The sequence below is a fragment of the Bacillus sp. OTU530 genome (assembly GCF_038440375.1).
Map to the genome: position 1 here is coordinate 66271 of NZ_JASATP010000022.1, position 15352 is coordinate 81622.

General features: G+C 38.8%; 14 protein-coding genes. 10 read left to right on the forward strand and 4 right to left on the reverse strand.

Annotated features, from left to right (window positions below; all coding sequences use genetic code 11):
- Positions 1-66 precede the first annotated feature (66 nt).
- Together AAHB12_RS17140 and AAHB12_RS17145 are read left to right on the forward strand one after the other, a co-directional pair.
- Positions 67-249: a YolD-like family protein gene (locus tag AAHB12_RS17140; RefSeq protein ID WP_342046191.1), complete on the forward strand. Its 183-nt coding sequence runs from the start codon at positions 67-69 to the stop codon at positions 247-249.
- A gap of 272 nt (positions 250-521) precedes the next feature.
- A complete protein-coding gene (locus AAHB12_RS17145; protein WP_342046192.1) occupies positions 522-650 on the forward strand; it encodes a GapA-binding peptide SR1P in 129 nt (42 codons plus the stop codon).
- Positions 651-750: 100 nt separating this feature from the next.
- Here AAHB12_RS17145 and AAHB12_RS17150 read toward each other — a convergent pair whose 3' ends face one another.
- Positions 751-1632, reverse strand: coding sequence for a LysR family transcriptional regulator (locus tag AAHB12_RS17150; protein WP_342046193.1), 882 nt, complete (start codon positions 1630-1632; stop codon positions 751-753).
- A gap of 519 nt (positions 1633-2151) precedes the next feature.
- Here AAHB12_RS17150 and AAHB12_RS17155 point away from each other — a divergent pair.
- The 8 genes from AAHB12_RS17155 (at position 2152) to AAHB12_RS17190 (ending at position 12400) form a co-directional block, all read left to right on the forward strand.
- A complete protein-coding gene (locus AAHB12_RS17155) occupies positions 2152-2412 on the forward strand; it encodes a hypothetical protein (protein WP_342046194.1) in 261 nt (86 codons plus the stop codon).
- 392 nt (positions 2413-2804) lie between these two features.
- Positions 2805-3719 (forward strand): DMT family transporter, encoded by a 915-nt coding sequence (locus AAHB12_RS17160; protein WP_342046214.1) that lies wholly within the window; start codon positions 2805-2807, stop codon positions 3717-3719.
- A gap of 255 nt (positions 3720-3974) precedes the next feature.
- A complete protein-coding gene (ald, locus tag AAHB12_RS17165; protein WP_342046195.1) occupies positions 3975-5108 on the forward strand; it encodes an alanine dehydrogenase in 1134 nt (377 codons plus the stop codon).
- Between the two features lie 286 nt (positions 5109-5394).
- Positions 5395-6279 (forward strand): pyridoxal 5'-phosphate synthase lyase subunit PdxS, encoded by an 885-nt coding sequence (gene pdxS, locus AAHB12_RS17170; RefSeq protein ID WP_342046215.1) that lies wholly within the window; start codon positions 5395-5397, stop codon positions 6277-6279.
- A gap of 371 nt (positions 6280-6650) precedes the next feature.
- Positions 6651-6866, forward strand: coding sequence for a MerR family transcriptional regulator (locus AAHB12_RS17175; RefSeq protein ID WP_342046196.1), 216 nt, complete (start codon positions 6651-6653; stop codon positions 6864-6866).
- An 804-nt stretch (positions 6867-7670) separates the two neighbouring features.
- Complete coding sequence (locus tag AAHB12_RS17180; RefSeq protein WP_342046197.1) at positions 7671-8495, forward strand: pyruvate, water dikinase regulatory protein; 825 nt, start codon at positions 7671-7673, stop codon at positions 8493-8495.
- A complete protein-coding gene (gene ppdK, locus AAHB12_RS17185) occupies positions 8488-11163 on the forward strand; it encodes a pyruvate, phosphate dikinase (RefSeq protein ID WP_342046198.1) in 2676 nt (891 codons plus the stop codon). The genes AAHB12_RS17180 and ppdK overlap by 8 nt, the downstream gene beginning before the upstream one ends.
- Before the next feature lie 208 nt (positions 11164-11371).
- The gene (locus AAHB12_RS17190) at positions 11372-12400 is read left to right on the forward strand and encodes a glyceraldehyde-3-phosphate dehydrogenase (protein ID WP_342046199.1); all 1029 of its coding nucleotides are present in this window, start codon (positions 11372-11374) and stop codon (positions 12398-12400) included.
- 708 nt (positions 12401-13108) lie between these two features.
- Here AAHB12_RS17190 and AAHB12_RS31850 read toward each other — a convergent pair.
- From AAHB12_RS31850 to odhB, 3 genes are all read right to left on the reverse strand, one after another.
- Positions 13109-13411: an MFS transporter gene (locus AAHB12_RS31850; protein ID WP_446715576.1), complete on the reverse strand. Its 303-nt coding sequence runs from the start codon at positions 13409-13411 to the stop codon at positions 13109-13111.
- A gap of 69 nt (positions 13412-13480) precedes the next feature.
- A complete protein-coding gene (locus AAHB12_RS17195; protein ID WP_342046200.1) occupies positions 13481-13996 on the reverse strand; it encodes an acyl-CoA thioesterase in 516 nt (171 codons plus the stop codon).
- 91 nt (positions 13997-14087) lie between these two features.
- A complete protein-coding gene (gene odhB / locus AAHB12_RS17200) occupies positions 14088-15323 on the reverse strand; it encodes a 2-oxoglutarate dehydrogenase complex dihydrolipoyllysine-residue succinyltransferase (RefSeq protein WP_342046216.1) in 1236 nt (411 codons plus the stop codon).
- Between the last annotated feature and the right edge of the window lie 29 nt (positions 15324-15352).

A 15352-nucleotide genomic window follows, 5' to 3' on the forward strand; every position in this document is an offset into this window, starting at 1 on the left:
TTTAACTAGCCCATAGTTAAAATACCTTTGTTTTATAAAATACTTAGTTGGAAAGGAGATAACGATATGATTTTAAAAGAATTAACAAAAGGTCGTTTAGTCACGATTAATTATTATAAGGACGGTTTGTTTCGAACGTGCAAGGGTCACATTTACGGTCTTGATCTACGTCATCAAACCCTTTCGCTAAAAGGTGAGAATCAGCAGATCTGCTCTATTCGTTTATCTGGTATTAGGGAGATTCATTAATTGTTTTCTTAAGCTATTCATTATGAACAAAAAAGTTTTAGCCGAGATGGTCTGGACTTTCACAACAGGTGAGAAGAAAAATTAGCTATTATCTGTTTGTAAGACTTAAGGAAATTACCATATAGTGAAATGCAATATATGATTAAAAATAAAATAAATATATTATACTAATTTTTATATTGACCTATATAGTGTAACACATTAGAATATAGGTATAAGAAGAAAGCGATTACTTAATAAAAATTATGTGTAAAATTAGGAGGGGAATGGAAATGGGTACAATCGTATGCCAAGTTTGTGAAGGAACAATTGGAAAATTCGAAGATGAAAAGGTAACAGTATTGTACGGAAATTGCTGTTCTCACTGCAATCAAAAAAATAGAGAGCATGCTGAAAAATAAGAGCTTGCAGAGCAGGCTCAATTTTTAACAGTTTGAAGGGTGGAAGTGTAACATACTTCCACCCTTTTTGAGTCATTCTAAAAAAGGATGGTGATGAATGTTAAAGATCCAGTAAATTTTGGTCACTTAACCATGAATGAACACAATCAATAAATGTTTTAGTGGCAGGAGATATATTAGATTTTGTAGCAATGCCTATAAAGCGAAAAGACTCTGTTTCCAAATTAAGAATACGAACGTTATTAGGGACATGAGATAAAGTCATTTCTGGTCGGATGCTGATACCTAAATTATTTTGCACCATGGCCATAATTGCTTGATCATCTGATACCTCGAATTTCACATTTGGTTTGATATTGTTTTCTTTAAAAATTTGATTGATCTCATTGTCCCAGCCTTCCTTAGGCATAATCAAAGGTTCTGCTTCTATTTGTTTAAAGGAAACCTTATCCAGATCATGAAAAGGATGCTGATCGGATAGAATACAAAGCATTCTATCTTTTTTTAAAGGAAGAAATTCAAATGATTTCGGTGTAGGTAAAGTGAGAAAGCCACAATCAATTTCTCCATTTGAAATCCACTGTTCTAAGGTAGAATAATCACCTTCGAACAATTTCAAGATAATTCCTGGATGATCATCTTGAAACTGTTTGATAATATGCGGCAACCATTGTGTAGTAACACTTGTAAATGTACCTATTCTTACTATGCCTACCTCTACCCCGTTTATTGCGGCTGCCTCTTGTTTCATTCTATCATTTAAAATTAAAATATCACGAATATATGAAAGCATCCGTTCTCCATTACTTGTTAGACAAATGCCTGCTCGCCCTCGGGTAAGTAAGGAAAAGCCTAGTTCAGTTTCCAGGCTCGTAATTGCATGGCTGATACCCGATTGTGTTAAATTTAATATTTCTCCAGCCTTTGTCAGACTTCCGGATTCGACTACGGTATAAAAGACTTCAAATCGACTAAGGGTCATGTTATTCTCCTTTATGTATGAGTTTTTCTCATTAGATACATTATAAACATTCATTTTACTCATGTTAAGTATTTGAGGTATACTAAAAATAATTCATCTAACCGCAATGAAAATTTGAAGTAGAAGCAAATTTTGAAGAGTGATCCAGTAAATATTCTACTCTTTTACAAGCTTGTCTGGAATGTATGATGTAGCGGGAAAGTTCCCCTAATCGATTTTCGGTAGGATAAGTGTTACAGCGTCATAAATGGTGTGGCGGACACTTAAGAAAGCTACATTAGAAAGAACTTATTATAAAGAGTAAGAAGAATATTTTTACGAAAAAAATTGAAAGCGCTTTAAAAATAGAGATTAATTACCATTAAATTACTATTTTTTAAAGCATTTTAGTTTGCTTATTATCAATCATTTATAGGGAAACAAGTACCTGCATTGGCAATAGCTTCTCATATATCTCCTATCTTGGGAATGGCTTATACATTGATGATAGTAGTGGCGGTCTATTCAGCAGTAGCCTCGATGCTTGTAATGGTAACAAGAAAGTTTGCTGTAGATAAAACTAAAAAGTTCAATATCATTGCAACTGTACTGACTGCAGTAGCTATAATTTTTGGTGGTGTAATTCCATTTGCTAAGTTGGTAAATATTATATATCCTATTATGGGATTTGTGGCCAGCGCTTTTATAGTTTTAATGATTTCTAAAGAATTAAGGATGAAGACAAAGAAAAAAGATTCTAATGTTGAAAAAGAAAGTGACAACAAATCAGCCATCTCGTAGAAACCAGAATTTTCAAACTATTGAAGCTATGTAAATCATATTCTTGCCACAGGTATTTTTGAGTGAACGGATTGAGGCTCATAGCATGAAATGTATGAATGTGAGTATAAAACAGCGGATATTTCCTAGTCTTAAGGAGACATCCGTTTTTTTCATAGCTATAGTATAAGAGAAGACTTTCAACCACTGTAAAGCGGGCGCCCATAATGTTGCATCATATCTCGTACATATTTTACAGTGTGTCTAATGAAGGGTAAGAAATCAATACTTATACTTGAACTGTAGTTCAAACCGTAAGCTAAATCGATGTTAGTTGAGATGTTTTAAGGAAATATCCCATACAAGGAAAATACTTAAAAAGGGAGAGGGATTTTGTGAAATCTTCATTTACAATGCCATATATAGCGTTGGCAATAGGGGTAGCGGCTGTTTCGACTTCTGCTGTTTTAGTTAAATTAACAACGGCACCTTCAGCTGTGGTTGCATTTTATCGACTATTATTTTCTGCGCTACTTATTTTGCCGTATTTCTTATTTAGGAACTTACCTGAATTAAAGGCTTTTTCAAAAAAGGATTGGCTTTTTTCAAGCGTTGCCGGCGTGTTTTTAGCGGTCCATTTTATTTTATGGTTTGAATCTCTTAAATTTACCTCGGTTGCGAGCTCAGTTGTGCTTGTTACGCTGCAGCCTCTCTTTTCGTTTGTCGGCACTTATTTTTTCTTTAAAGAGAGAATATCATCTACCGCTATTATAAGTGCAGTAATTGCGATAATCGGAAGCGTCATTATTAGCTGGGGAGATTTTCATGTCAGCGGTATGGCTTTATTTGGAGATATTCTCGCATTAGCAGCTTGTGCGATGGTGACTGCTTACTTGCTGTTTGGTCAAGAGGTAAGAAAAAGACATTCTTTAATCGCTTATACATTTATTGTATACAGCTTTAGTGCGATTACATTGTTTATTTACTGCATTTCTTTGCAATATCCATTAATGAGCTATCCTACTGAAGACTGGGTATATTTTTTGCTGCTAGCCATTGTTCCTACTTTATTTGGTCATTCATTGTTTAATTGGTCATTAAAATGGATCAGCACGAATGCCATTTCGGTTTCGATATTGTTTGAACCCGTCGGGGCTATTATTTTAGCTTATATCTTACTCGGAGAAACCGTTATAATTTCTCAAGTAATCGGCGGTATCGTTATTGTTTTTGGGATCCTTGTGTTTGCATTTGAAAAACAATTAAAACGGATAGTAAAAACGAGAATGACTAAAAGCGAAAATGGTCAACATTTCACCATAAAATGAAAATAGATATTGTACCGGAACCCTTAATTGGGTTTCTTTTTTTATGCCCATAGTATTTTCAACCATTGTAAAATGAGCACCCATAATGTCGTATTATATCTCGTACATATTTTACAGTGTGTCCAATGAAGGGCAAGCGACCAATATTTATACTTGAGATATAGTTCAAGCCGTAAGCAACATCAATACTAGTTTGGACAGCATAAAAAACATATTTCATACTAGGAAACTACTTATTTTAGGAGGAAGATCAAAATGATTATTGGCGTACCAAAAGAGATTAAAAATAATGAAAACCGTGTGGCTCTCACACCAGCTGGATTAATATCTTTTGTAAAAGCTGGTCATAAGGTATTAGTTGAGAAAGATGCTGGGATCGGAAGTAGTTTTACAAATGAAGATTACGCTAATGCTGGTGCAGAAATTGTGGAAAATGCTGCAGATGTATGGGCTGGGGCTGAAATGATTATGAAAGTGAAAGAGCCGCTTCCAAGCGAATATGACTACTTCCGTGAAGGGCTCATTTTATTCACTTACTTGCACTTAGCTGCTGAGCCGTCTTTAGCTCAAGCTCTTAAAGATAAAGGCGTTATTGCGATTGCCTATGAAACAGTTGCGGCAAATCGTACTCTTCCACTCCTTACTCCAATGAGTGAAGTAGCAGGTCGTATGGCTGCACAAATTGGTTCCCAATTCTTACAAAAATCAAATGGAGGTAAAGGTATCTTGCTTGCAGGTGTTCCTGGTGTGAGTCGTGGTAAAGTGACAATCATCGGCGGCGGTGTTGTAGGCATAAATGCAGCAAAAATGGCAATCGGTTTAGGGGCTGATGTTACTATCATTGACCTAAGTGCGGAACGTTTACGCCAATTAGATGATATCTTTGGCAACCAAATTAAAACATTAATGTCCAATCCATTCAACATTGCAGAAGCTGTAGCAGAAGCTGATCTTTTAATCGGTGCGGTGTTAATTCCGGGTGCAAAGGCCCCTAAACTGGTAACAGAGGAAATGGTAAAAGCGATGAAACCGGGTTCTGTGATCGTGGACGTTGCAATTGACCAAGGTGGTATTGTGGAGACAGTTGACCATATTACAACACACGACAAGCCAACATATGAAAAACACGGTGTTGTACATTACGCAGTGGCAAATATGCCTGGCGCAGTTCCAAGAACATCTACAATTGCTTTAACAAATGTAACGGTTCCTTACGGATTACAAATTGCCAACAAAGGTGTGTATCAAGCAATCTCCGAAAATGCAGCTTTAAAACTTGGATTAAACGTAGCAAACGGTGAAATCACATATGAAGCTGTCGCGAGAGATCTTGGCTATAATTTTATCTCACCGGAAAAGGTTTTTGAAAAGGAGCTTGCGAGCGTTTAAGGAAGGTTAATAAATCATTGTTGCATGATCGTAAGTAACAGTGATTCATGTAGCGTTGATAAAAGGCGTGTAAAAAGGTACTGGTTGTATCTAAGATCGCAAGGTGGACTTAGTAGAAGGTTAGCAGGCCTTTTTTGCTAAATAGAGAGAAAAACAGCCGAGTGCTTATTCAAGAGCCTTGGCTGCTCTCTTACCTCTGCTGTTATAATTATGGTTTTCCTACCACAGAGGCGGTAAAGACAATGAGAAGGTCGATAGATAAAATAATTTATAGGTGGAAAATATGATGACTAATAATGGAACAGACCGTGTGAAACGTGGCATGGCAGAAATGCAAAAGGGCGGCGTCATCATGGATGTAGTAAACGCCGAACAAGCTAAAATCGCAGAAGAAGCAGGTGCTGTAGCTGTTATGGCACTTGAACGTGTACCAGCTGATATTCGTGCAGCAGGCGGAGTAGCCCGTATGGCAGATCCAACAATTGTAGAAGAAGTAATGAAGGCAGTATCTATTCCTGTAATGGCCAAAGCACGTATTGGCCATATTGTAGAAGCGCGCTTGTTAGAAGCACTTGGTGTTGACTATATCGATGAAAGTGAAGTATTAACACCGGCAGACGAAGAGCACCACTTAAATAAACGTGATTTCACCGTTCCATTCGTATGCGGATGCCGAGATTTAGGTGAAGCAGCCCGACGTATCGGTGAAGGGGCTTCTATGTTACGTACAAAAGGTGAACCAGGTACAGGCAATATTGTCGAAGCGGTCCGCCATATGCGTAAAGGGAATGCGCAAGTTCGAAAAGTAGTAGGGATGAATGAAGATGAGCTCATGACAGAAGCTAAATTATTAGGTGCACCCTATGAACTGTTACTCCAGATTAAACGTGAAGGCCGTTTACCAGTTGTGAATTTTGCGGCAGGCGGTGTAGCGACACCAGCTGATGCAGCCTTAATGATGCAATTAGGTGCAGATGGTGTTTTTGTCGGTTCCGGTATATTTAAATCAGAGAATCCAATTAAATTTGCACGTGCAATTGTAGAAGTGACTACACATTATCAGGACTATAAGTTAATTGCTCATCTCTCAGAACAGCTAGGATCAGCTATGAAAGGTATTGAAATCTCAACAATATCACCAGAAAATCGTATGCAGGATCGTGGGTGGTAATAAGGAGCTGAGGAAACAAAGATTCTTGTACCTGTTGTAGGCAGCTGAGGGAGATAAATTGATATGTGAAAGGTATCACCAATATGTTTGTATTAAAAAAGTGAGTATGTTCCATTGTGGAGGGGAATACTTCCAGATTTTGAAGGGAATTTATACAGGGAAACCATAGATGTGATGAAAAAAGACAATTCTCTAACTGGGGCAGTGCAGTCTATTCAAAGCCAGTCAGAATATATATGTGAAGCATTTAACATAGATTCATAATACAGAAAAAATGATTCCACTAATGGCCAGGATTGATTATCGAAATTTTATTTTTTTACCAAAACCGAGATAAATGTCTTAGATTTATTTGTATAGGAGTGAACATTTTGCTGAAAAATCCATTTTCTTATCGATATAAAAAGGCTATAACGATGAAAACTGTAACAGAAATGACCGGTTTGTCTGAAAGGCAAGTACGTTATTGGGAGGAAAAGAAACTCGTTTTTCCGGAACGGACATCCTCAGGAATTCGTAGATACTCTTTTTCTGATATTGAGTTACTAATGAACATTGCTGAAAAGAAGAGACTGTCTCTGAATTAATGATATTCAAGGGTGCTTTATAATCATTTTGATAAGAAGTTAACATCAGCATAATGATAATAATAATTTCATTTATATATTTGTATATTATTAAAAATATTTTCTGGTATTGAACTGTCAAGAAAATAGTGTTTCCTTTGTTCGCCCCATTAACAAAGCAATTCAAATAAGATGATTAAAGCCGCTTACAATTATTTCTTTGTTGATTTCACACTTTTATCTTTACTTTCGTTACTTGCAGTAAAAAGACAAGTTTAGAGAGCATTGCACTATTGGTAATAAGATAATTGGTTCTGGTGTGAAAACTTCAAAACAATCGCCATTACCCTCTGAGGCTCGGACATACTGATATTATTACCCTTAAAAAGGATACAACTAGCAATCTATTTATTTTCTAAAAATTTCGTTTTATTTATACCAAAATCTTAAAAAGGGCATTGATTACGAATAGAGGACATGATAGTATACTGAATATGAAATAGTATAACACATTAAAAAATAACGACGATCATTAGTATAACTTTAATTTAGATTAGACATCATTAAGTGAAGTACTGATAAATTGGTTGTTAAAAAACACACGATTCTGGTTATCTATTTCAGAGTAATATAAGATTTTTATCAATTGGCATAGGGGGAATCATTTTTTAAAACAATAATGAATCCTTCAAAAAAATGGTGATTACATAGATTCACTATTTTGTTATAAACGGATACATATATATATTGTTTTTCTGGTGATGATTAAACAAAGAGTAGCCGAAGTTATCAGACGAATAAAACACAGAAGAGTAGGGGTTAGATGTGAATGAGAGAAAAGTGGTTTATGTAGTTTCCGATTCGGTTGGCGAAACGGCTGAGCTGACTGTAAAAGCAGTGGCAGCTCAATTTAATGGAGGCTATGTTGACATCCAGCATAAGTCCTATGTGCAGAGGACAGAAGATATTGATGATGTGATTACTGCCTCGAAACAAAGTAATTCCATTATTGCCTATACGATCGTAATTCCCTTTTTAAAAAAGTATCTTGATCAAAGGGCACGAGAAGAAGGGATTATTGCGATTGATTTGATAAACCCACTTATGGAAGCGTTCGCTCAAACATTTCAAACGGATCCCAAGGGTGAACCTGGCTTAATGAGGAAACTAGATGCTAACTATTTCCAAAGAGTGAAAGCGATTGAATTCGCAGTCAAATACGATGATGGACGGGAGCCTCAAGGGTTAAAGCGTGCAGACATTGTATTAATTGGAATTTCTAGAACATCAAAGACACCACTTTCTATCTATTTGGCCCATAAAGGGCTGAATGTGGCAAATATACCTCTGGTACCAGAGGTAGCGCCTCCTGATGAACTGTTTGAACTTCGAAGGAATGTATGTGTCGGTTTAGTAACTACACCAGATAAACTGAATGAAATACGCAGGGAGCGTTTAAGAAGTTTAGGATTAACGGCTCAAGCAAATTATGCGAATTTAGATCGAATTCTTGCAGAACTAGACTATGCTGAGAAAATCATGAAGCGCTTAGGTTGTCCGGTTATTGATGTTTCTAATAAAGCAGTGGAAGAAGCTGCTGATCTCATATTAGCAATCTTAAAAAAGAGGGGAGTTGGAGTATATGAGTAAGTTTGTATATATGTTTGACGAGGGAAACGGCGGAATGAAGGAACTGTTAGGAGGAAAAGGGGCGAATTTGGCCGAGATGATTCGAATCGGCTTGCCCGTTCCTTATGGTTTCACCATTTCGACAGAGGCTTGTAATTCCTATTATGATGCGGGGAAATCTATCCCGGCAGAGATCCAATCTCAAATCTTAGATGCTCTTCATAGGCTGGAAGAAAAAACAGGAAAAAGACTCGGAGACCCAACAGATCCGCTGCTTGTTTCTGTACGATCCGGCGCAGTCTTTTCGATGCCGGGAATGATGGACACAGTCTTAAATCTTGGAATGAACGACGAAACCGTGAAAGGAATGGCCGAGCTTACAAACAATCCGCGGTTTGCCTATGACTCTTACCGTAGATTTATTCAAATGTTTAGTGATGTTGTCCTTGGTGTAGATGGTTTCTATTTCGAGCAAGTGTTAGAAGAAACACGGGAACAAAAGGGATACTCTTCAGATCCTGAAATGACTGCAGAGGACTGGCAGGAACTGATTCAAGAGTACAAAGAGATTGTAAAAAAACATACGAGAAAGGATTTTCCTCAGAATCCAAAAGAGCAATTATTCCTTTCCGTCAATGCTGTTTTTGATTCTTGGAATAATCAACGTGCGATTGTATACCGCCGCCTTCAAAAAATTCCGGGTCATCTTGGTACAGCGGTGAATATTCAAAGCATGGTCTTTGGAAATATGGGAAATGATTCCGGTACTGGAGTTGCCTTTACACGCAATCCGTCTTCAGGAGAGCGGAAGCTGTATGGTGAATATTTAATCAATGCGCAAGGAGAGGATGTTGTGGCAGGCATTCGCACGCCGCAACCGATTTCTACCCTTCAGGATGAAATGCCAGGAGTATATGTGCAGTTTGTTGAGACTTGTCAACTTCTTGAAAAACATTATCGTGATATGCAGGATATTGAGTTCACTGTAGAACGTGGAAAACTGTTTATTCTTCAAACCCGTACTGGTAAAAGAACAGCACAAGCAGCAATTCGAATTGCAGTTGAATTAGTAGAAGAACAAACGATTAGTAAGAAGGAAGCGATTCTACGTGTCGATCCAGATCAATTGAACCAACTGCTCCACCGTCGAATCGATGATTCCTATACACGTAACCCATTAACGAAGGGATTACCGGCCTCTCCAGGTGCCGCAACAGGACAAGTCGTATTTGATGCGGATGAAGCGGAAGCACTAGCGAAGGACGGAAAAAAGGTGATCCTTGTGCGCCCAGAAACAACACCTGATGATATTCATGGTATTGTCGCTGCCCAGGCAACTGTTACGAGCCGCGGAGGCATGACAAGTCATGCTGCAGTGGTTGCAAGGGGGATGGGAAAGGCCTGCATCTGCGGCTGTGAAACATTGAACATTGATTTGAAATGTAAGCAGTTTAAGGTAGGAGATACGATTATACGTCAAGGCGATATGATCACAATTGATGGTTCAACCGGTGAAATCATGCTAGGTGAAGTTCCAATGATCGAGCCACAGCTTTCGGATGAGTTTCAAATGTTACTGGCTTGGGCAGATCAAGAGAGGAAGCTTGATGTAAGAGCCAATGCGGATAATCCTGAAGATGCTAAAAAAGCGCTAGAGTTTGGGGCGGGTGGAATTGGATTATGCCGTACAGAGCATATGTTTATGGATGCAACTCGCATTCCGATTGTGCAAGATATGATCCTTGCGGAAACATATGAGGAGAGAGAGGATGCACTCAAGAAGCTATTGCCCATGCAGCAAGGGGATTTTGAAGGAATCTTTGAAGCGATGCAAGGGAACCCTGTGACGATTCGTCTATTAGATCCTCCTCTGCACGAATTTTTACCGGATAAGGAAGAACTGCTTGTGGAAGTAACAAAACTTCAGATATTAGATTCAAATTCCAATGAACTGAAGGAAAAAGAACAGCTGTTAAGAAAAGTTCGTCAGCTGCATGAATTTAATCCAATGCTAGGTCACCGCGGCTGCCGATTAGGAATGATTCACCCTGAAATTTATATGATGCAGGCAAAAGCTATCTTTTATGCCATTGCAAATGTGAAGGAAAGAGGAATAGATGTAAAACCAGAGATTATGATCCCTTTGGTTGGCCATGTAAATGAGTTAAAGGAAATGCGTGAATTGGTAACGAAAGCTGGGTTGCAGGTTGCAGAGGAAACAGGTCAGCAATATGATTACTCGATTGGAACCATGATTGAAATTCCAAGGGCAGCTTTAACAGCTGATCAAATTGCGCAAGAGGCGGACTTTTTCTCCTTTGGAACAAATGACTTAACCCAAACTACGTTTGGATATAGCCGTGATGATGCAGAGGGCAAGTTCCTTCAAAGCTATATTCAAAACAAGGTGTTGCCAGAAAATCCATTTGCTACTCTTGACCAAGAAGGTGTAGGCAAACTTGTAGAAATGGGCGTAAAGCTTGGTAGACAAACAAAGCCAGGGTTAAAAACAGGAATTTGTGGAGAGCATGGAGGAGAAAAAAGTTCCATCCAATTTTGCCATGATGTAGGGTTGGATTACGTAAGCTGTTCACCATACCGTGTACCGCTTGCTCGTCTTGCAGCTGCTCAGGCTACCATTAAACATGAACAAAAACAGGGCGTAAAGGAGCTTCAGGCTCAAATATAAAACTGTGAAGCCTTAAATGAAACCATTAATCATAATAGAAAAATAGATCGTACAAATGCTTAATTGGTTAAAATTCTAGATAAATATTCACTGTAAATACAACGAAATCACCAAAATGTAAAACTATGGTTCATACTATCTGTAATATGATATGAAGTTTATAGACTTTTAAGGTTAGTAGTATACTATAATTTGGAGGTTCTAGAAAATGGTTCGTGTAGCAATCAATGGATTTGGTCGTATTGGTAGAATGGTGTTCCGTCAGGCGATTAAGGAAAGTGCATTTGAAATCACAGCAATTAATGCCAGCTACCCTGCTGAAACATTAGCACATTTAATCAAATATGATACAGTGCACGGAAAATTTAGTGGAACAGTGGAAGCGTTTGAGAACCATTTATTAATCGATGGAAAAATGGTTCATCTGCTTAGTGAACGTGATCCCAAGCGGCTTCCTTGGGAAGAACTTGGTATTGATATTGTGATTGAAGCAACGGGGAAATTCAATGCGAAGGAAAAGGCAATGGACCATGTGGAAGCAGGAGCAAAACATGTCATTTTAACGGCACCGGGTAAAGGTGAGGATATCACAGTTGTAGTGGGGGTTAACGAACACCAGCTTGATCTTGCAAAGCATACTGTCATTTCTAACGCTTCTTGTACAACAAATTGCCTAGCGCCTGTTGTAAAGGTTCTTGATGAGCAGTTTGGTATTGAAAACGGTTTAATGACGACTGTTCATGCATACACGAATGACCAAAAGAACATTGATAATCCACATAAGGATCTGCGCAGGGCCCGTGCTTGTGCACAATCTATCATTCCAACAACAACTGGAGCAGCAAAAGCGTTAGCCAAGGTTCTTCCTCACTTGTCAGGTAAGCTTCACGGTATGGCGCTTCGCGTCCCAACGCCGAATGTGTCGCTCGTCGATCTCGTTGTTGATTTGAAGAATGATGTTACCGTCGAGGAGATTAACAATGCGTTTCGAGCTGCATCTAACAGTTCGCTGATGGGGATTATTGAGGTTTGTGATGAACCACTTGTCTCAGTAGATTTCAATACAAATGTAAGCTCTGCGATTATTGATGGTTTATCCACTATGGTAATGGGAAGCCGTAAAGTAAAGGTACTTGCGTGGTACGACAATGAATGGGGATACTCTAGACGTGTTGTAGATCTTATAAAGATTGTTACCGAGAAACTCACAGCAAGAAAAAATGTACAATTTGCTTAATAAGAAGACTGAACGTCTGCAGACTTTTGCTGCAGACGTTTTTGTTAGGAGAAGAAAGCGGTAGTAAGCCCTTGTTTTATATATATGGTTTGAGGAAAGAAGTACTTGTGATTCCTTCTCTCGATTGTGCATATCCCCAATGATTATACTTGGAGAAATGATTTTTCTTCTTCTTCATACTGTTTCAGTGAAGAGATTACATATATGTATTAATAGGAAACAACGATATCCGAAAATGATTTAGATCTTTAGTATAAAAACCAAAATTAATATAAGTGTTAATATCAATAGGTATTAAATGATTAATTTATAATTAGATTAATTCAGTTCTGGCTGCCTTGAGGATGTAAGTACTAGGAACTAACAAAACAATTCAAGCAAGACAATTAATAAAAAAGTTAATATTAATATTGACTTTGATATTAGTAATAATGATTATATTAAAAATTGTTCAGGCGTATTAAAAGAATTTTAAGATTTCAATTACCGTATTTAACTATATAATTTTGATGACATGATAATAAATAAAGAACTTAGCTTAATAAACATTGAAGCTTTCATACTAAATATCATCTCCTTTCTAGATTGATAATGTCAGTATGCCAAAGATTTATAGATTGGTTTCAAGTTAACTGAAATTTTTGCATCGGAACCGTAGAATCTACACCTGTAGAGATTGTGCAAGACATATCAGGAAATCCCGCTATATTACGGCTCGTGAAGCAGGAAGCCCCCTTCTTCAAACAACCCAAAAGGGGGGAAGAAGGGGGCTTTCACGTAACTGGCTTTTGTTAAATTCATATTCTTTGTTTCTCGAGCCATAATGAGAGAAATAATACATCCTAGAAAGAGTAATCCTGCACAAAGATACAAAGTCGTTTCTAAACCATATTTATTGAAAGTCATCGGGAATAAAAACGTACTAACGGGGGAGCCGATTCGGCTAACCCCCGTTCCGACACCTGTGGCGGCGCCTCTTATATTTGTTGGGAACAGTTCATTTTCCCAAATTAAAAGACCATATTTTTGTTTATTCTACAGACTGCTAGATGTCTACAACTTGACTAAAGGTATCGTAAGCTACGTTAAACAAGGATAATTTGTTGTTAAAAAAGAAGCTAATTCCTTACTCTTTTGTTTTCTTTCTTTGCGTGCTCTTGCTCGCTCTGGTGCGGTTTCATGCAATTTTTTCTCTTCTTCTGTTTCCGGAATGACTTGTGGAACATATGTGGGACGTTTATGTTGATCAAGTGCGACAAATGTTAATAAAGCAGTTGCTGCAATCTTACGTTCACCACTTTTTAAATCTTCAGCAATAATTTTCACAAAAACTTCCATAGATGATGTCCCTGTCCATGTCACATAGGATTCAAAACAGACCGAATCTGTTGTACGAATAGGATATAGGAAGTCAACTGAGTCAGTTGAAGCAGTTACACATTCCCTGCGACTATGACGGGCTGCAGAAATAGATGCTACCTGGTCCACATCACTCATTAGCCGTCCCCCAAATAATGTATTATGATTGTTTACGTCATTTGGAAATACACGACTTGTTCGTATCACTCGTGATTCTTTGCAATATTTTGCTTCCATACATCTATCTCCCTAAATGATCTGAAACAGCTGACCCTATATTGTAAGCACCTTGCGAATGAGTCTTACTTGACCCCACTGTATAAAATCCTTAGCCTTCTAATAATAATGATTCCGGATCTTCCAATAACTCTTTGACAGTGGTCAGGAAGCTGACGGCTTCTTTCCCGTCCACAATCCGGTGGTCGTAAGAGAGGGCAATATACATCATCGGACGGTTTTCCATCCGTTCGTTATCAATGGCCACTGGTCTTGTTTGAATTTTATGCATACCTAGAATCCCCACTTGTGGGCTGTTTAAGATTGGCGTTGACATTAAGGAACCAAAAACCCCGCCATTTGTAATCGTAAATGTACCGCCTTGCAGTTCTTTTAAAGTAAGGGCATTGTCGCGTGCTTTTGTACCGAGATGGCCGATTTCTCGCTCGATTTCGGCAAACGTTTTCTCATTTGCCTCGCGAACAACTGGTACGACTAATCCTTCCGGAGCGGCTACGGCGATGCCGATATCATAAAATTTCTTCACGACGATCTCATCATCCTGGATTTCGGCGTTTAACAGTGGGAACTGCTTCAGGGCTGCTACAACCGCCTTTGTAAAGAAAGACATAAACCCGAGACGGACACCATGCTTTTCATAGAATGCGTCTTTCCGTTTTTTCCGTAATTCCATCACGGCAGACATATCGACTTCATTAAACGTTGTCAGCATGGCCGCTGTATGCTGTACTTCGACGAGACGTTTCGCGATGGTTTGGCGGCGGCGTGACATTTTTATACGCTCAATCGGTTTGTTGAACTCTTCCACCTGTTTTGGCGCAGCCGGTTTCTCCTCTTTCGGGGCTGAAGCTGTCACAGGAGCCGAGTGCGATGCAGATGCCTGTGTATGGGCTGTAACATCTACCGAGCGGATTCGTCCAAGCGGATCGCTGCTTTGGACGGCATGTAAGTCAATGCCTAGCTCTCTTGCACGCTTTCTTGCAGCCGGTGATGCAACAATACGCTTCACTGGAGCGTCTGGCTGGCTTGCTGCCTCCTCCGCCGGTTTTACAGTCGGAGCCGCTGGGGCGGACACCACGGTGCCTTCTGATACATTCTCCTCTAGGATGGCGATGACATCTCCTACCTCCACCGTGTCACCGGGTTGCTTTAACACTTGTGTGACCACCCCTGTGTAATCAGCGTTCACTTCAATATTGACCTTGTCAGTTTCCAATTCAACGACGCTTTCTCCTTTGTTGATTGTATCACCGACCTTGACCAGCCACTGTGAGATTGTTCCTTCTGAAATAGATTCAGCAAGCTCAGGTACTTTAATTTCAATCATGTCCGATTTCCTCCCTATTTTCCTTAAGC